Source organism: Micromonospora humi (genome assembly GCF_900090105.1).
GTDB classification, from domain to species: domain Bacteria; phylum Actinomycetota; class Actinomycetes; order Mycobacteriales; family Micromonosporaceae; genus Micromonospora; species Micromonospora humi.
The window spans coordinates 230,182-245,762 of sequence record NZ_FMDM01000011.1 but is presented as its reverse complement, the minus strand read 5'-3'; the positions used below and the strand labels follow the sequence as shown (position 1 = coordinate 245,762).

The following is a 15,581-nucleotide window of genomic DNA, read 5'->3' as shown; positions in this document are numbered from 1 at the left end:
CCGCCCGCCACCGGGGGGCCTCGTCCCGGCCACCGCCCGGCCGCCGCGCCGCCCGCCACCGGGGGGCCTCGTCCCGGCCACCGCCCGGCTTCCGCCCCGCGTGCCGGCGCGGAGCCGTCCGCCGGGCCCGGGACGTCCACCGGCTCCCAGCCGTGGAGTCCGCCGCCGCCCGACCCGCCGTTTGCCGACGAGCCGCCCACCGCCTCCCAGCCATGGAGCCCGCCGCCCGCTCCGCCGCCCGCTGACGAGGAGCCACCCGCCGGCTGGCGGCCGTGGCGTCCGCCGTCCACCGACGAGCCGCCCACCGGCTCGCGGCCGTGGCTGCCGCCGCCGGCCGCATCCCGTCCCTGGCAACCGTCGACGGCCGGGACGCCGTCCGTCCGGGCCGGGCCCGGTGGCCCGCCCCCGGCCGGTCCACCTGTGTCGCCTCCCGCCCCACCGGCCGGGCGGGACCGTCGCCGGAGCCCCTGGTCGAAACCGATGGCCGTGGTGCTGGTGCTGCTCGGCGTGTTCGCGGTCGGGGCGGGGCTCGGCCGTACGGCCGGGCCGTTCGACTTCGCCGACGCGTCGGCCGGGTCGAGCGCGGTGGCACCCGCGCCGGCCTCGACCGCCGCACCGGCCCGGACGCCGGCCAGCCTGCCGGTCCGCCTGTCGGTGCCGACCATCAAGGTGGCCGCGCCGGTCACCCCGGTCGGTCAGGCGCGGGACGGTTCGGTGGACGTGCCGCCGCTGACCGAGACCGACCAGACCGGCTGGTACAACCGGGGCGCGGTGCCGGGGGAGCCCGGTCGGGCGATCATCGTGGGTCACGTCGACACCAAGAGCGGGCCGGCCGTGTTCTACCGGCTGCGCGAACTCAAGCCGGGCGCGCGGATCCAGGTGACCAGGGCGGACCGCAGCGTGGTGACCTTCAAGGTCGACAGCGTCGAGTACTTCGACAAGGCGAAACTGCCCGCCGCTCGGGTCTACGGCGACTCCGGCCCGGCGGAACTCCGGTTGATCACCTGCGGTGGCACGTGGCTCGGCGGTCGCACCGGCTACGAGGACAACGTCATCGTCTTCGCCTCCCTGGCCGACACCCGCACGCGCTGACGCATCGTGATGACTGCGGCTGTTCGGCTGGCGGCCCGGCGGCTGTCTGCAATGCCGCGACCGGCACGCCTGCGGCCAGCTCGACTGGGCCTTGGAGCGCTACGCCCACTACGCCTCGATCATGCTCCAGAAACCCTGACCGGCCCGTCGATCATGAGGTTGACAGGCGACAAAAGGGACGACGGCCCGGCTAACCTCATGATCGACCCGGTGGCCCGGTGGCCCGGTGGCCCGGTGGCCCGGTGGCCCGGTGGCCCGGTGGCCCGGTGGCCCGGTGGCCCGTGGGCGTGTCGCGGGGGAGAGAGGATGCAGCTGGGAGCGGTATACCTGAGAGTCATAAATATGACTCTCAGGTATACCGCTCTTGAGGGAACGTTGCTGCCGGGCGCGACACGCCCGGGATCCCGGGTGAACCGCCGAGCGGGGCGGTCAGGAGGTGGGAGCGGGGACCTGGAGGGCGACCTCGAACTCCAGGAGGGTCGCGCCGGTGGCCACCGGCTGGCGAGGCTCGCCACCCTCGGGCGAGGCGTGCGCGGCCCGGGAGGAGCCCTGCGCCCAGGCCTGGTAGGCCTCCTCGGTCTCCCAGCGGGTGTAGACGAAGTAGCGGGTGTCCCCGGCGATCGGGCGCAGCAGCTCGAAGCCGAGGAAACCGGGGGAGTTCTCCACCGCGCCGGCCCGGGCCGCGAACCGCTTCTCCAGCTCCGCGCCGGCCCCGGGCGGGACGTCGATCGCGTTGATCTTCACGACTGCCATGCTGTCCACCCTACGGTGACTCAGAGGGCCTCGACGGCCGGCACCAGGTCGGCGTCGACCACGATCGGCGCGTGGTCGGAGGGGCCCTTGCCCTTGCGGGCCTCCCGGTCCACGTACGCGGAGCGGACCGCGTCGGCGAACGGCGCGGTGGCGTACACCAGGTCGATCCGCATGCCCTTGTTCTGGTGGAACATCCCGGCCCGGTAGTCCCAGTAGGTGTAGGGATGCGGCCCCTTCATCGGGGTGGGCACCACGTCCGCGAGGCCCAGGTCGCGCAGCGCGGCCAGGGCGGCGCGTTCGGCCGGCGTGACGTGGGTGGAGGTGGCGAACAGCGCCGGGTCCCAGACGTCGGCGTCGGTCGGTGCCACGTTGAAGTCGCCGCAGACCGCGAGCGGGAGGCCGGCGGCCACCTCCGCCTCCAGCGCGTCGCGCAGCGCCGCGAACCAGGCCAGCTTGTAGGCGTAGTGCGGGTCGTCCGGGGCGCGGCCGTTCGGCACGTACACCGACCAGACCCGGACCCCGTCGCAGGTGGCGGCGATCGCGCGGGCCTCGGGGGCGGGGAACCCGGGCTCGCCGGGGAAGCCGACCGCCACGTCGGCCAGCCCGACGCGGGAGAGCACGGCCACGCCGTTCCACCGGCCGTCGCTGTGGCTGGCCACCTCGTAGCCCAGGTCGCCCACCTCGGCGACCGGGAACGCCCCGTCCGGGCACTTCGTCTCCTGCAGGCAGACGACGTCCGGCTTCGTGGTGGCCAGCCAGTCGAGCAGCCGGGGGAGGCGGGCCTTCACCGAGTTGACGTTCCAGGTCGCCAGGCGCATGCCTCCAGCCTGCCGCATCCCGGTCGGCCCCGCCCGCTCACCGTTCCGGGGTGTCGCCCGGGTGGGTCTGCTCGGCGAGGAAACGCTCCAGCTCGGCGCCGAGCTCGTCGGCGGTGGGCAGCGGGCCGGTCTCGTTGGCGAGCAGGTTCTTCTCGCCGCGCCCGCGGGCGAACGCGTCGTACTGCTCCTCCAGCGCCTGGACCAGCGTGGCCGCCTCCTCGGTCTGCGCGACCTGACGGTCGATCTCGACCCGGATGGCCTCGGCGGCGGTGCGCAGGCCGTCGCGCGGCAGCAGCAGGCCGGTGCCCTTCGACACGGCGGCGAGCAGCGCCTCCGCGGCGGCCGGGTATTCGGTCTGGGCGACGTAGTGCGGCACGTGCGCGGCGAAGCCCAGGGCGTCGCGCCCCTGCTCGCCGAGGCGGTATTCCAGCAGGTGCCCGACGCTGGCCGGCACCTGCACCTTCTGCAGCCAGGGCTCGTGCCCGGCGATCAGCTCGGGCCGGGTGGCGTGCGCGGTGACGCCGCTGGGCCGGGTGTGCGGCACGGCCATCGGGATCGAGTTGAGCCCGACGGTGAGCCGGACGTCCAGGCGGGCCGACAGGCCGGCGACGGCGGCCACGAAACGTTCCCACTGCAGGTCCGGCTCGGGGCCGGTGAGCAGGAGGAACGGCGTCTCGTCGTCGTCGTGCAGCAGGTGCAGCTCGAGTTCCGGGGCGTCGTACTCGGCCCAGTGGTCCTCGACGAAGGTCATCACCGGCCGGCGGGAGCGGTAGTCGAACATCTGGTCGACGTCGAACCGCGCGATGGTCCGGGCGTCCAGCGAGGTGAGCAGCTGCTCCCGAGCCAGCCGGGTGGCGCTGCCCGCGTCGACGAAGCCGGTGAGCGCCTGGATCAGCACCGGCTGACCGAGGTCGGGCAGCTCGTCGGTGAGTTCGTAGAGCTCGTGTGGGTCGAGCACCGGTGGGTCCTCCCTGTCGGACGCGTTCGGGGAGCGCCGTGCGACGACGTCCCCGATTCGGCAAACGTACCGGGGGTCGTGGTCCATTCCGTTACGGACCCGTCCGGTGCCCGGATGGTGATCACAATTCGGCCACGCCTCGGTCGCGCGGTCCACCCCACGTCGGCCGAAAGGGTGAGTTAGACGATCATCGGCCGCGAGGAGAGTGGCTGCGACGTTCCTGCCCGCGCCGACCGGCCGCGTGGCGGACCGGAGGTTCGACCGTTCCGCGAGGTTGGCACCGCGCTGGGGCGCCGCTTCCCGCGATGTCCGGCTGCGGTGGGGCGAACTGTGGTGAGGGCCACCCTTTGGGCCTGGGTGATCCCGGTTTGCCCTGTCTAGCCTCGTCGGATGCGTGACGACGGCACCCTCGACGACCCGAACGCCCCCGGCCGCCCAGCTGACCGTTCGGACGATGCCCCCTCCATCGACCAGGCAGACGGTACCCCCTCGGCCGACCGGACAACCGCTTCCTCGCCGGAGCGCGCCGGAACCCCGCGTACCCGCCCGCGGGGCTCGATGAACCGCCGTACCAGGTTGGTGGTCGCCGCCGGCGCGGCCTGCTGCCTCGGCCTGGTCGGCGTCAGCCAGGTCGGCTTCGGCGCCACCGACCGCGCCACCCGCCCCGCCCCCGCGGCGGAGATCGCCGAGCGGGCGGCGCTCGACGCCGCCTCGCGGAGCCTGGCCCGGCCCAGCACCGCACCGACCACCCCGAGCGCCAGCCCGTCCCCGACCGCCAAGCCCAAGCCGAAGCCGAAGGCCACGGTCAAGCCCCGGCCGAAGCCCCGCCGGATCGTCCCGGTCGCCGGCCTGAACCGCGTCCAGATGGACAACGCCGTCAAGATCGTCCGAGCCGGCAAGGAGATGGGCGTGCCGCGCCGCGCGCTGGTCATCGCGGTGGCCACCGCGATGCAGGAGAGCACGCTGCTCAACTACGCCAGCGGCGTGCTGCCCGAGTCGCAGAACTACCCGCACCAGGCCGTCGGCTGGGACCACGACTCGGTCGGGCTGTTCCAGCAGCGTCCGAGCAGCGGCTGGGGCACCGTCGAGGAGCTGATGGACCCCGAGTACGCGACCAAGGCGTTCCTGTCCGCGCTGGAGGAGATCCCCGGCTGGCAGGACCTGCCGCTGTCCGTCGCCGCCCAGGCGGTGCAGATCTCCGCGTTCCCGGACGCGTACGCGCAGCACGAGTGGAACGCCGGCACGGTGGTGGCCGAGATCCTCGGCTGAGCGGAGTGGACGGTTGCCGGAGCGCCGGTTCGGGTATCAGGGACTTGCCGGTTCCAGGTACACATGAGGGGAACCGCGGACTGGAGGACGCCATGTCGCTGATGCAACGGATCACCACCTTCCTGCGGTCGCCGCGCGGCCAGCAGTTGGTCGACCGGGGTCGGCGCGAGATGGCGAAGCCGCAGAACCAGGAGCGGCTGCGGCAGATCGCCACCCGCCTGTCCTCGACGCGCCGCCGCTGACCGGCCCGTCCACCCCCACCGCGCGAACCCCGGAGCGTCCCGTGACCGACCCCGCCCCCACCGACGGGGAATCCACCGTTCCCGCCGCCCCGGTCCCGCCGGTCGAGGCGCCCGAAGGGCCCCCGGCCACGCTGTGGGACCGGATGCGCGAGGACCCGCAGTACGCTCCGGAGCACCTGGCCCTGGAGGCGGTGCGCCGGCTCGGACCGGAGGCCGCGCAGTGGGCGGCCCGGGAGCGGGCTCAGCGCCCGGACGCGCCGCCCGAGCAGTTGGCCGACCAGGCGGTGCGCAAGTTCGTCAACCACGCCCGGCTGTCCGGCGCGGTCTCCGGGGCCGCCGGGTTGCCCGGCGCGGTGATCGACGTGGGCGTGCTGGCCTGGACCCAGGCCCGATTGGTGCTGCACGTGGCGGCCGCCTACGGCGCCGACCCGACGAGCACCGACCGGGCGACCGACCTGCTGGTGCTCCAGCGGGTGCACAAGGCCGCCGAAGCCGCCCGGCTGGCGCTGGGCGTGGCCGCCGGTCGGGAACGGGCCGGCGCGTTGTTCGGTTCGTCCGGTGACCGGGCGCTGGGCCGGGTGATGCTCCAGCTCGGCGTCCGGCTGGCCCGGATGGCCGGGGTGCGCGCCGCCAAGCGGATGTTCGCCAAGGTCGTCCCCGGCGCGGCGATCATCCTCGGCACCTGGGCCAACTCCTCGGCCACCAAGGAGCTGGCCGACCGGGCCCGCGCGCTCTACCGTGCCGCCGGCCCCCGCCAGATCCCCGGCCCGCGTCAGCCCTGACCAGGCCGCCGCCGGCCCTCACCGGCCGCAGGCCGCCGCCGGTCCTGCCGGCCCGGCCGGGCGGTGACCGGCCGGGCCGGGCTCAGTCGCGAGCCCAGCCGGAGGCGTTCCAGGCCACCTCGGCCAGCCGGCCCTGACCGGCCGCGTTCGGATGGAACCAGTCCAGCGCGTTCACCTGGTCCAGGCTGAACCGGTGACGGTGCACCGCGCCGCCGTCCCAGCGGCACCGCGACCCGTACGCCCGGCAGGCGGCGCGCAGCTGGTCGTCGTACCCCTCGATCCGCTCCTTGACGCGCGCCCGGCGCGCCGCCGCGGCGGGCGCGGTCGACGTGGCGTCGGCCAGCAGCGCGGGGCAGACGCCCCGCTTCCAGGCCCGCACGGCACGCGACTCGGTGTGCCCGATCTGCCAGAGCCGGTACAGGTCCGGGATGCTGACCACCAGCACCCGGGCCTTGGGCCGGCCCTTGCGCAGCACGGCGAGCGCGGCGTCGACCTGGTCGCGGAACGTGGCGACAGGGGTCATCGTGTCGACGTCGCTGCGGCAGACGTCGTTCGCCCCGACCAGCACCGTGACCAGGTCGGCCTTGTCGCGTACCGCGGCCCGGGCCTGGTCGGCGAGCCCGGCCGCGCGGGCGCCGGGCACCGCCCGGTTGTACGCCCGCAGCGCCGGCGCGTCCGCGCGCAGCCGGCGGTAGAGGCTCTCCACCCGCAGGCTGTCCCCGGTCGACCAGGAGTTGCGTTCGCAGCTCACCAGCACCAGGCAGGAGCCGAAGCCGGTGCTGACCGAGTCGCCGAGCGCGGTCAGCACCCGGGGTGCGCCGGGACGGGGCGTGTCGGAGGGGCGGGGTGACGCCGAGCCGGAGCCGTCGCAGGCGAGCGCGACGAGCGCCGCGAGGCAGGCGAGCGCGGCGATCCACCGTCGCGGCATGCGGTCCTCACCTCCGGCGGCGCACAGGGGTGGATCGACCCTATGCGCCCGGACCGCCGGTACGGGAGGTCTGTCGCCTTTCTTGCATCGACGCCTGTCGTTCACATGGTCGTGCGACAGTTCAGCGTCGCCACGGCGCCGGCTGACCGTGCAGCCACCAGTGCAGCGCCCGGGTGATCCGGGGCAGCACCAGGTAGGTCATCAGCGGGGTGAGCACGAGCGTCATCAGCAGCGTCCGGCCGGCGAGCGGCACACCGGCGGCGAACCGGGCGGTCAGCAGCGTGGCGGTGAGGCTGAGCGGGAAGAACGCCAGCCAGATGGTGACCGCCTGCTTCCAGCGCGGCGGCGCCGCCGGGGCGGCCGGCTCGAACGTCTCCACCACGTGGTCCACCGGCGGGTCGAACCAGCCCTCGATGCCGGTGCGGCGCTCCACCCGGGTGTGCTCGACGATGCCCTGCGCCGAGCTCAGCCACCAGTGCCGCTGCGGCGAGTCCTCCCAGCCGTGCAACGTCTCCGCGTCGGCGAAGCGGTACATCACGTGCCACTCGCCGGAGCCGGGCGCGCTGCGGACGAAGCCGGCGCCCAGGAACCCGGGAAAGCTCTCCGCGAGCGCCGTGCCGGCCCGCATCCACGCCACCATCTCCCCGGTACGCGCCGGGTCGGCGCGCCGGGACACGGCGACGGTCACGGGCCCCGCCTGCATCGTGGTCATGCCGTCCTCTCCGCCGCCGCGGGATCTCCGCCTGAGCCGGCAGCACGATCCAACGCGGCCACCCGGTGATCGCATCCGCCGCGTACCCGTTCCGTGTCCGGGATCACCGGCGCGCCGGGGAGCGCCGGTTAGTCCCGGCGGTGCCGGGGTAGCCGGGAGGAATGACCCGATCACAGCCCCGCCGCGCCCGAGGCACGGTCGGCCACGCGAACAGCGCACTCAACCTGCGCCTCGCGTTGGCCCTGTTCGGGCTGGTCGTGATGACCGTCCTCGCGGCCTTCGCGTTCGCCGCCGACCTGGCCTGGCTGGGCGTCGTCTGCGCGATCCTCGCCGTGGTGGCCGTGGTCGATCTGGTCGTCATCCAGCGCCGTCGCGCCGCCCGCCGCCGGGAGGAGCCGGGCGTGCGGCACTCGCTGTTCGAGTGACAGGAGTACGACATGCCCATCGCCACCACCAATCCCGCCACCGGACAGGTGCTGAAGACCTACGACGCGATGTCCGACGAGCAGATCGACGCCGCGATCGAGCGGGCCGACCTCGCCTACCGGCAGTTGCGTGACACCACGATCGCGCAGCGGGCCCGCTGGCTCACCGCCGCCGCCGACCTGCTCGACGCCGAGCGGGACGAGACCGCCCGGCTGATGACCACCGAGATGGGCAAGACGTACGCGGCCGCGAAGGCCGAGGTCACCAAGTGCGCCACCGCCTGCCGCTTCTACGCCGACAAGGCGCCGGAGATGCTCGCCGACGAGCCCGCCGACGCCGCCGCGGTCAAGGCGACGCGGGCGTACGTCCGCTACCAGCCGATCGGCCCGGTGCTCGCGGTGATGCCGTGGAACTTCCCGCTCTGGCAGGTGATGCGCTTCGCCGCGCCGGCCCTGATGGCCGGCAACACCGGCCTGCTCAAGCACGCCTCCAACGTGCCGCAGACCGCGCTCTACCTGGAGGACGTGTTCCGCCGCGCCGGGTTCCCGGAGGGCGCGTTCACCACGCTGCTGGTCGGCTCCGACGCGGTCGAGCGGGTGCTCACCGACCCGCGGGTCCGCGCCGCCACGCTCACCGGCAGCGAGCCCGCCGGCCGCTCCATCGCCGCGATCGCCGGCCGGGAGATCAAGAAGACGGTGCTGGAGCTGGGCGGCAGCGACCCGTTCGTGGTGATGCCCTCGGCCGACCTGGACAGGGCCGCCGAGGTGGCCACCACCGCCCGCTGCCAGAACAACGGCCAGTCGTGCATCGCGGCCAAGCGGTTCATCGTTCACACCGACGTCTTCGACGCGTTCGCCGAGAAGTTCGCCGCGCGGATGTCGGCGCTGCGGGTCGGCGACCCGATGGACGAGAACACCGACGTCGGCCCGCTGGCCAGCGAGCGCGGCCGGGACGAGGTGCACGACCAGGTCACCGACGCCGTCGACCAGGGCGCCACGGTGCTCTGCGGCGGCGAGAAGCCGGCCGGGGACGGCTGGTTCTACCCGCCGACGGTGGTCACCGACCTGCGCCCGGAGATGCGGATGTGGAGCGAGGAGGTGTTCGGCCCGGTCGCCGGGCTCTACCGGGTCGCCTCGTACGACGAGGCGATCGAGGTGGCCAACGGCACCAGCTTCGGCCTCGGCTCCAACGCCTGGACCACCGACCCGGCCGAGCAGGAGCGCTTCGCGGTCGACCTGGACGCCGGCAACGTGTTCGTCAACGGCATGACCACGTCCTATCCGGAGCTGCCGTTCGGCGGGGTGAAGAACTCCGGGTACGGCCGCGAGCTGTCCGCCCTGGGCATGCGCGAGTTCTGCAACACCAAGACGGTGTGGATCGGTGCGGGCGAGGCCGGCGCGGGCGCCGGCGCGCACGCCGAGTAGCGACGGTTGGTCGGACGCCGGCATGGGTAGGAGTGCTGCCCATGACGGCGTTCGGCTTCCACGCATCCCATGAGCAGATCCACCCGGCCAAGCTGCTGGAGGCGGTGGTCCACGCCGAGCGGGTCGGCTTCGACGCGGCCATGTGCTCCGACCACTTCTCGCCGTGGAGCGAGCGGCAGGGCCAGTCCGGGTTCGCCTGGTCCTGGCTCGGCGCCGCGCTCCAGGCCACCAACCTGTCCTTCGGCGTGGTCAACGCGCCCGGCCAGCGCTACCACCCGGCGATCATCGCGCAGGCCATCGGCACGCTCGGCGCCATGTACCCGGGGCGGTTCTGGGCGGCGCTGGGCACCGGCGAGGCGAGCAACGAGCACATCACCGGCGACGTGTGGCCCCGCAAGGACGTCCGCAGCGCCCGTCTGCGCGAGTGCGTCGACGTGATCCGCGCGCTGCTGGCCGGCGAGGAGGTCAGCCACGACGGGCTGGTCACCGTCGACCGGGCGCGGCTGTGGACCCGCCCCGAGGAGCCGCCGGCCCTGGTCGGCGCCGCGGTCAGCGTCGCCACCGCCCGCTGGTGCGCCGAGTGGGCCGACGGCCTGATCACGGTCAACGCGCCCGTCGACCACCTGCGGCAGATGATCGACGCCTACCGGGACGCGGGCGGGCGCGGGCCGCTGCACCTCCAGGTGCACGTGAGCTGGGCGCCCGAGCAGGGCGAGGCCGAGGCGATCGCCTACGAGCAGTGGCGCAGCAACGTCTTCGCCCCGCCGGTCTGCTGGGACCTGGAGACCGCCGAGCACTTCGACGTGGCCAGCGCCGACCTGCCGATGTCGAAGGTCACCGACACCGTCAACGTCTCCAGTGACCTGGGCCGGCACGTCGGCTGGCTGGAGGAGTACGTCGAACTGGGCTTCGACCAGATCGCCCTGCACCACGTCGGGCAGGAGCAGCGGGCGTTCCTCGACGCGTTCGGCGCCGAGGTGCTGCCGAAGGTGCGGCCGACCGCGTGATCACAGGCGGGCCCGGCGACGCCTAGGCTCGTACCCCATGGAAGCTCTGTTCGAGGTCGTGGTGATCCTGGCGATCGCCACGTTCGGCGCGGCGCTGGCCCGCCGGCTCGGGTTGCTGGCGCCGATCCTGCTGGTCGTGCTCGGCCTCGCGCTGTCGTTCCTGCCGTTCTTCCCGCACGTGCGGCTGGACCCGGACCTGGTGCTCGTCGGCATCCTGCCGCCGCTGCTGTACGTGGCGGCGGTGAACACCTCGGTGCCGGCGTTCCGGCTCAACCTGCGGCCGATCCTGCTGCTCGCCGTCGGCCTGGTCATCTTCACCGCGTTCGTGGTGGGCACCGTCGTGCACCTGTTCCTGCCCGACCTGCCGTACGCGATCTGCGTGGCGCTCGGCGCGGTGGTGGCGCCGCCCGACGCGGTCGCCGCCACCGCGGTGGCCCGCCGGGTCGGCCTGCCCCGGCGGATCGTCACCATCCTGGAGGGCGAGAGCCTGGTCAACGACGCCACCGCGCTGGTGCTGCTGCGGGTGGCGATCGTCGCGGCCACCGCCAGCACCGGTGGGGTCGGCGTCGGCGAGGTGGCCCGGGAGGTGCTGGTCGCCGCCGGCGGCGGCATCCTGGTCGGGCTGCTCGGCGTGGTGGTCTTCGGCTACCTGCACAAGCTCATCACCGATCCGGTGCTGGACAACGCGTTGTCGCTGATCGTGCCGTTCGCGGTGGTGTTCGCCGCCGAGGAGATCCACGCGTCCGGGGTGGTCGCGGTGGTGGTGACCGGGCTCGGCATCGGGCACAAGCTGCCGATGCTCATGTCGGCCGGCTCCCGCCTCCAGGTGACCGCGTTCTGGCGGCTGATCCAGTTCCTGCTGGAAGGGCTGGTGTTCCTGCTGGTCGGCCTGCAACTGCCCGAGGTGGTGCGCGACCTCGACGAGCCGGTCGGCTCACTGGTCGCGATCACCGTCGGGGTGCTGGCCGCCGTCTTCCTGGCCCGGTTCGTCTGGATGTTCCCGGCCACCTACCTGGCCCGGCTGGTGCCCCGGGTCCGGCAGCGCGACCCCGCGCCGCCGGTGCAGATCCCCGTCGTCATCAGCTGGGCCGGCATGCGGGGCGTGGTGACCCTGGCCGCCGCGCTGGGCCTGCCGCTCACCCTGGCCGACGACCGGCCGTACCCGCGGGCGCTGCTGATCTGGCTGGCCTTCGCGGTGATCGTGGCCACCCTGGTCGGGCAGGGCGCCACGCTGCCCTGGCTGGCCCGGAAGCTGCGGCTGCCGCCGGACGACCCGGTGCAGGACGCGCTCTCCGCCGCCGGCGTGCAGCAGCGGGCCAGCCGGGCGGCCCTGGACCGGCTCGACGCCATGGCCGACGAGGCGCCGCCGGCAGTGGTGGAACGGCTGCGCGGGCTGACCGCGTCCCGGGCCAACCTGGCCTGGGAGCGGCTCGGCGGCACCGACCGGGAGACCCCCTCCCAGGCGTACGCGCGGCTGCGACAGGAGATGATCGACGCCGAGCGGGAGGTCTTCCGGGCCGCCCGCGACTCCGGCCAGATCCCGGAGGAGGTGCTCACCCGCGCCTATCGTGATCTGGACCTGGAGGAGTCGCTGCTACGACAGGAGGTTCTCGAATGAGCTGCCAGCACCTGACCGGGGCGGGCGACGCCGAGCCCGTCACCACCACCGAGTGCCCCGACTGCGTGGCGGTCGGCAACCGGGACTGGGTCCACCTGCGGTCCTGCCTGAGCTGCGGGCACGTGGGTTGCTGCGACTCCTCGCCCTACCAGCACGCCACGAAGCACTTCGAGTCGACCGGGCACCCGGTGATGCGCTCGATCGAGCCGGGGGAGTCGTGGCGCTGGTGCTTCGTCGACGAGGAGATCGGCTGACGCCGGCGGCGCTCAGTCGAGCCGGCGGGCCAGCACCTGCCCCGGCCACGGCGGCCGACCCGGCCGGGTCACCGTGAACGGGTCGGTGGCGGTGAAGCCGCAGCCCTCGTAGAAGCGCACCAGCGCCCGGTCGGGGCTGCGGAAGCAGTCCACCCGCAGCAGGCCCACACCACGCTCGCGGGCCAGCTCCGCCGCGTGTGCCAGCAGCCGCGCGCCGATCCCGCGGCCCGCGTACGCCCGGTCGGTGACCAGCAGGTTGACGTACAGCTCCGGCTCGGTGGCCGGCGGCACGTACTCCGTCGCCGCGCCGACCACGAGCGCGCCGACGGCCGAGCCGTCGATCTCGGCGAACCACAGGTCGCCGCCGGTGGCGTAGCCCTCGGCCTGGGCGACGCGGCGCTCGTCGGTCGAGGCCGGATCGGTGCCCCACTGCTCGGTCCGGCCGCGTTCGGCCAGCCAGGCGATGGCGCTGTCGAACAGCCGCAGCACGATCGGCGCGTCCGCCGGCCCGCCCGGCCGGATGGTGATGCTTCCCCGTTCGGTCATGCCGTCATCCTGCTATCCGGGTGCGACCGGCTGCCCGGCGCCGGTCGGCTCCGGTGCCGGTCGGCTCGCCACCGCCCGGCGGGCCAGCGCCGGGGCGGCCAACCCGACGGCGGCGTACAGCCCGCCGAGCACCAGCCAACCCACCCCGCCCCCGCCCAGCACCAGCAGCGTGAGCAGGCCTCGACCGAGCGCCTGGGCCAGCCCGGCGAGCAGACCGTCCGCCCCCTGGTAGGCGCCGATCGCCCCGGGCGGGGCCAGATCGTAGGCCAGCCCCGCTCCGGCCGTGCCGTGCCACAGGTCGCCCACCGTCCACACCGCCGTGGCCACCAGCAGCAGCGCCACCGCCGGGAGCACCGGCAGGCCGGCGGTCACCGCGTACAGCGGGCACGCGGCAGCCAGCACCAGCCCGGCGCGGCGCAGCTTGCGGGCGGCCGGGGCGGCGGTGTCCGCGCCCCGGCTCAGCCGCACCGCCAGCAGCACGGTGAGGACCGTGTTGACGAGCAGCACCGCGGACACCACCGGCGGCGGCGCGCCGGTGCGGCCGACCGTCCACAGCGGCACCACCAGCACGAGCACCGTCACATGCGTGCCGAGCACCGCCGACGCGCCGCTCACCGCCAGGAACCAGCCGTCCCGCAGCGGCCCGCCCCGCCGCGCCACGCCGGCGCGCCGCGGCGCACCGCCGGGCGCCTGCGCCGGCAGCCGCAGCAGCAGCGCCGCCGAGAGCAGATAGGTGGCCGCGTTCCCGACCACGAGCATCTGGTACGCCCGATGGGTGTCCAGCGCCAGCGCGAACCCGGCCAGCGCGGTGCCGGCGCTGATGCCCAGGTTGGCCACCGCGCGCAGGGTGGCGAACGCGTGCACCCGGCCGCTCGGGCCGCCCACCGCGGCGACCAGCGCCGCCCGTACCGCCAGGTTGCCGGCGGCCAGCAGCGCCTCCGGCACCGCCACCACCAGGAACGTCGCGAGCGAGTCGACGAGCAGGTACGCCGCCGCGACGAGCGCCTGACCCACCTGGAGGGCGGCGCGCAGCGTGCGCGGGTCCCACCGGTCCGCCAGCCCGCCCAGCGGCACGCTGGCGGTCAGCCCGACCAGGCCGGCGACGGTCAGTCCGGCGCCCACCGAGGTGGGGGAGAGGCCGACGTCGCGGGTCAGGTAGAGCGCGCCGCCGGCCAGCCACAGCCCGGTGCCGACGGTGTTGGCCACGGTGGCGAGCGCCAGGGTTCGCAGCGGCCCGGACGGCGGGGCGAACCTCATCCGCTCCGGGCCGGCACGGCCGCGTAGACCTCGGTCATTCGTGCGTCAGCGCCTCGCACGGCGGCTGGATCGCCGGCGACGTCCTCATTGACGGTCATGGCACCGACGCTAGGTGTGAGCCGGTCTCGTCGACGCCCCGAAACGGGCGACACCGGTCACACCGGTCGTCGCGGCTCACCTGCGGGGTGGTGGGGCCGCCCAGGACGCGGGGGCCATTGCTTGCCAAGATCTCGGATGGTGGCGTTGATCCCGCACGGTCAACGGGTGGCCGCGCGCTCCCGGGGGTGCGGCACCCGGACCGACGCCATGCCGGCCGCCGTCGCGGCCGCCACGCCGAGATCGGTGTCCTCGAAGACGAGGCAGCCGGCCGGCTCGACGCCGAGCCGCCGGGCGGCCAGCAGGTAGCCCTCCGGGTCGGGCTTGGGACGCGTGCAGTCCTCGGCGCAGACCATCGTGTCGAACCGGTCGAGCAGGCCCAGCGCGGTGAGCGAGGCGGTCACCGACTCCCGGGTGCTGCCGGAGACGACAGCGAACGGCAGCCGCCCGTGCGCGCGCTCGAGGTGAGCCAGCACCTCGGGCACGGCCGTCACCCCCGGCAGCAGCCGCTGGAACAGCTCCTCCCGGCGGCGGGCCACCGCCTCGACCGGCATGGCCAGCCCGTGCCGCCGGTTGAGGTCGACGACGATGTCGGCGACGGGCCGGCCGCCCCAGGCGTAGAACAGGTCCTCCGGGAACTCGCAGCCCCACTCCGCCAGCGCCGCGCGCCAGGCCCGGTGGTGCACGGGCATCGAGTCGACGATCGTGCCGTCGCAGTCGAACAGGTACGCGCGGAAGTCGCCGGCCGGCAGCGGGAGGGTCACCGGTGCAGGGTACGCCGAAATCCGCTCGCCCCGGCCCGCCCGCTCTGCCAGGGTCGGCGTCGTGGAGCGCAGCAGAACCGCCCGGGTCGACGAGTTGGCCGACGTGCAGCGGATCGAGGTGGCCTCCGGCGCCCCGTTCCGGGAGATCGGCATGCACCTGGTGGCCGACATGCCGCCGCTGCCCCGGGACGCGCTGGCCGCCGGGCAGCGCGCCGGTCGGCTGCGGGTCGCGGTCGACCCGGCCGACCGCCCGATCGGGTTCGTGCTCGTCGACCTCGTCGACGGAGCCGCGCACGTGCAGCAGCTCAGCGTCGACCCGGCGTACGCGCGGCGCGGCATCGGCCGGGGGCTGCTCGACGAGGTGGCGCGGTGGGCGGCGGGGGAGAGGCTGCCGGCGTTGACGCTGACCACGTTCCGGTCGGTGCCGTGGAACGGGCCGTACTACGCGCGCTGCGGCTTCCGCGAGCTGGCCGAAGCCGAGCTGACCCCGGGGCTGACCGGGTTGCTCGCGGCCGAGGCGGCGCTCGGGCTCGACCCGGCCGACCGGGTGGCGATGCGCCGGCCGGTCGACTGACCCGCCCGCCGGCAGCGGTTAACCGGTCGACCGGTGACGTGTGCCGTGCCAGGCTCGCCGG

18 protein-coding genes are annotated in these 15,581 nt (G+C 74.6%); 10 read left to right on the top strand and 8 right to left on the bottom strand.

Annotated features, from left to right (window positions below; translation table 11 throughout):
- Window positions 1–480 precede the first annotated feature (480 nt).
- Entirely contained in the window at window positions 481–1,092 is a 612-nt protein-coding gene (locus tag GA0070213_RS21500; protein ID WP_091067648.1) for a class F sortase, read from the top strand.
- A 429-nt stretch (window positions 1,093–1,521) separates the two neighbouring features.
- Here the strand turns inward: GA0070213_RS21500 and GA0070213_RS21495 are convergent, their stop codons facing one another.
- From GA0070213_RS21495 to GA0070213_RS21485, 3 genes are read right to left on the bottom strand one after another with little or no spacing between them, the layout of a single operon-like run.
- Complete coding sequence (locus tag GA0070213_RS21495) at window positions 1,522–1,845, bottom strand: antibiotic biosynthesis monooxygenase family protein (RefSeq protein ID WP_091067643.1); 324 nt, start codon at window positions 1,843–1,845, stop codon at window positions 1,522–1,524.
- Window positions 1,846–1,865: 20 nt separating this feature from the next.
- Window positions 1,866–2,663 (bottom strand): exodeoxyribonuclease III, encoded by a 798-nt coding sequence (locus GA0070213_RS21490; protein WP_091067640.1) that lies wholly within the window; start codon window positions 2,661–2,663, stop codon window positions 1,866–1,868.
- Between the two features lie 37 nt (window positions 2,664–2,700).
- Window positions 2,701–3,621 (bottom strand): proteasome assembly chaperone family protein, encoded by a 921-nt coding sequence (locus GA0070213_RS21485; protein WP_091067638.1) that lies wholly within the window; start codon window positions 3,619–3,621, stop codon window positions 2,701–2,703.
- Window positions 3,622–4,011: 390 nt separating this feature from the next.
- On the opposite strand from GA0070213_RS21485, the gene GA0070213_RS21480 reads away from it, so the two are divergent.
- The 3 genes from GA0070213_RS21480 to GA0070213_RS21475 all read left to right on the top strand — a co-directional run bounded on the left by GA0070213_RS21480 (window position 4,012) and on the right by GA0070213_RS21475 (window position 5,914).
- Entirely contained in the window at window positions 4,012–4,890 is an 879-nt protein-coding gene (locus GA0070213_RS21480; protein ID WP_091067635.1) for a peptidase M23, read from the top strand.
- A gap of 92 nt (window positions 4,891–4,982) precedes the next feature.
- Entirely contained in the window at window positions 4,983–5,132 is a 150-nt protein-coding gene (locus tag GA0070213_RS31635) for a hypothetical protein (protein ID WP_175441426.1), read from the top strand.
- 41 nt (window positions 5,133–5,173) lie between these two features.
- The gene (locus tag GA0070213_RS21475; RefSeq protein ID WP_091067631.1) at window positions 5,174–5,914 is read left to right on the top strand and encodes an EcsC family protein; all 741 of its coding nucleotides are present in this window, start codon (window positions 5,174–5,176) and stop codon (window positions 5,912–5,914) included.
- 82 nt (window positions 5,915–5,996) lie between these two features.
- Here the strand turns inward: GA0070213_RS21475 and GA0070213_RS21470 are convergent, their stop codons facing one another.
- Entirely contained in the window at window positions 5,997–6,842 is an 846-nt protein-coding gene (locus tag GA0070213_RS21470) for a GDSL-type esterase/lipase family protein (RefSeq protein WP_091067628.1), read from the bottom strand.
- 121 nt (window positions 6,843–6,963) lie between these two features.
- Window positions 6,964–7,554: an antibiotic biosynthesis monooxygenase gene (locus tag GA0070213_RS21465; RefSeq protein WP_091067624.1), complete on the bottom strand. Its 591-nt coding sequence runs from the start codon at window positions 7,552–7,554 to the stop codon at window positions 6,964–6,966.
- Between the two features lie 161 nt (window positions 7,555–7,715).
- Between GA0070213_RS21465 and GA0070213_RS21460 the strand changes: the two genes are divergently transcribed.
- The 5 genes from GA0070213_RS21460 to GA0070213_RS21440 are packed head-to-tail and all read left to right on the top strand — an operon-like array spanning window position 7,716 to window position 12,283.
- Window positions 7,716–7,979, top strand: coding sequence for a DUF6343 family protein (locus GA0070213_RS21460; RefSeq protein ID WP_091067621.1), 264 nt, complete (start codon window positions 7,716–7,718; stop codon window positions 7,977–7,979).
- 12 nt (window positions 7,980–7,991) lie between these two features.
- The gene (locus GA0070213_RS21455) at window positions 7,992–9,404 is read left to right on the top strand and encodes an NADP-dependent succinic semialdehyde dehydrogenase (protein WP_091067618.1); all 1,413 of its coding nucleotides are present in this window, start codon (window positions 7,992–7,994) and stop codon (window positions 9,402–9,404) included.
- Between the two features lie 41 nt (window positions 9,405–9,445).
- Window positions 9,446–10,411, top strand: a complete 966-nt coding sequence (locus GA0070213_RS21450) for a TIGR03885 family FMN-dependent LLM class oxidoreductase (protein WP_091067615.1) — start codon at window positions 9,446–9,448, stop codon at window positions 10,409–10,411.
- A gap of 37 nt (window positions 10,412–10,448) precedes the next feature.
- Window positions 10,449–12,029, top strand: a complete 1,581-nt coding sequence (locus tag GA0070213_RS21445; protein WP_091067611.1) for a Na+/H+ antiporter — start codon at window positions 10,449–10,451, stop codon at window positions 12,027–12,029.
- Window positions 12,026–12,283: a UBP-type zinc finger domain-containing protein gene (locus tag GA0070213_RS21440; protein WP_091067608.1), complete on the top strand. Its 258-nt coding sequence runs from the start codon at window positions 12,026–12,028 to the stop codon at window positions 12,281–12,283. Before GA0070213_RS21445 ends, GA0070213_RS21440 begins: the two co-directional genes overlap by 4 nt.
- 12 nt (window positions 12,284–12,295) lie before the next feature.
- Here GA0070213_RS21440 and GA0070213_RS21435 read toward each other — a convergent pair whose 3' ends face one another.
- From GA0070213_RS21435 to GA0070213_RS21425, 3 genes are all read right to left on the bottom strand, one after another.
- A complete protein-coding gene (locus GA0070213_RS21435; protein WP_091067604.1) occupies window positions 12,296–12,829 on the bottom strand; it encodes a GNAT family N-acetyltransferase in 534 nt (177 codons plus the stop codon).
- 12 nt (window positions 12,830–12,841) lie between these two features.
- Window positions 12,842–14,086 (bottom strand): MFS transporter, encoded by a 1,245-nt coding sequence (locus GA0070213_RS21430; protein ID WP_091067601.1) that lies wholly within the window; start codon window positions 14,084–14,086, stop codon window positions 12,842–12,844.
- A 257-nt stretch (window positions 14,087–14,343) separates the two neighbouring features.
- The gene (locus GA0070213_RS21425; protein WP_091067598.1) at window positions 14,344–14,946 is read right to left on the bottom strand and encodes an HAD family hydrolase; all 603 of its coding nucleotides are present in this window, start codon (window positions 14,944–14,946) and stop codon (window positions 14,344–14,346) included.
- A gap of 61 nt (window positions 14,947–15,007) precedes the next feature.
- On the opposite strand from GA0070213_RS21425, the gene GA0070213_RS21420 reads away from it, so the two are divergent.
- Window positions 15,008–15,520, top strand: a complete 513-nt coding sequence (locus GA0070213_RS21420; protein ID WP_245716492.1) for a GNAT family N-acetyltransferase — start codon at window positions 15,008–15,010, stop codon at window positions 15,518–15,520.
- Window positions 15,521–15,581 lie beyond the last annotated feature (61 nt).

Coding starts and splice junctions, on each gene's coding strand:
- GA0070213_RS21500 (WP_091067648.1), top strand. CDS start 481: ATGGCCGTGGTGCTGGTGCTGCTCGGCGTGTTCGCGGTCGGGGCGGGG.
- GA0070213_RS21495 (WP_091067643.1), bottom strand. CDS start 1,845: ATGGCAGTCGTGAAGATCAACGCGATCGACGTCCCGCCCGGGGCCGGC.
- GA0070213_RS21490 (WP_091067640.1), bottom strand. CDS start 2,663: ATGCGCCTGGCGACCTGGAACGTCAACTCGGTGAAGGCCCGCCTCCCC.
- GA0070213_RS21480 (WP_091067635.1), top strand. CDS start 4,012: ATGCGTGACGACGGCACCCTCGACGACCCGAACGCCCCCGGCCGCCCA.
- GA0070213_RS31635 (WP_175441426.1), top strand. CDS start 4,983: ATGTCGCTGATGCAACGGATCACCACCTTCCTGCGGTCGCCGCGCGGC.
- GA0070213_RS21470 (WP_091067628.1), bottom strand. CDS start 6,842: ATGCCGCGACGGTGGATCGCCGCGCTCGCCTGCCTCGCGGCGCTCGTC.
- GA0070213_RS21465 (WP_091067624.1), bottom strand. CDS start 7,554: ATGACCACGATGCAGGCGGGGCCCGTGACCGTCGCCGTGTCCCGGCGC.
- GA0070213_RS21460 (WP_091067621.1), top strand. CDS start 7,716: ATGACCCGATCACAGCCCCGCCGCGCCCGAGGCACGGTCGGCCACGCG.
- GA0070213_RS21455 (WP_091067618.1), top strand. CDS start 7,992: ATGCCCATCGCCACCACCAATCCCGCCACCGGACAGGTGCTGAAGACC.
- GA0070213_RS21450 (WP_091067615.1), top strand. CDS start 9,446: ATGACGGCGTTCGGCTTCCACGCATCCCATGAGCAGATCCACCCGGCC.
- GA0070213_RS21445 (WP_091067611.1), top strand. CDS start 10,449: ATGGAAGCTCTGTTCGAGGTCGTGGTGATCCTGGCGATCGCCACGTTC.
- GA0070213_RS21440 (WP_091067608.1), top strand. CDS start 12,026: ATGAGCTGCCAGCACCTGACCGGGGCGGGCGACGCCGAGCCCGTCACC.
- GA0070213_RS21435 (WP_091067604.1), bottom strand. CDS start 12,829: ATGACCGAACGGGGAAGCATCACCATCCGGCCGGGCGGGCCGGCGGAC.
- GA0070213_RS21430 (WP_091067601.1), bottom strand. CDS start 14,086: ATGAGGTTCGCCCCGCCGTCCGGGCCGCTGCGAACCCTGGCGCTCGCC.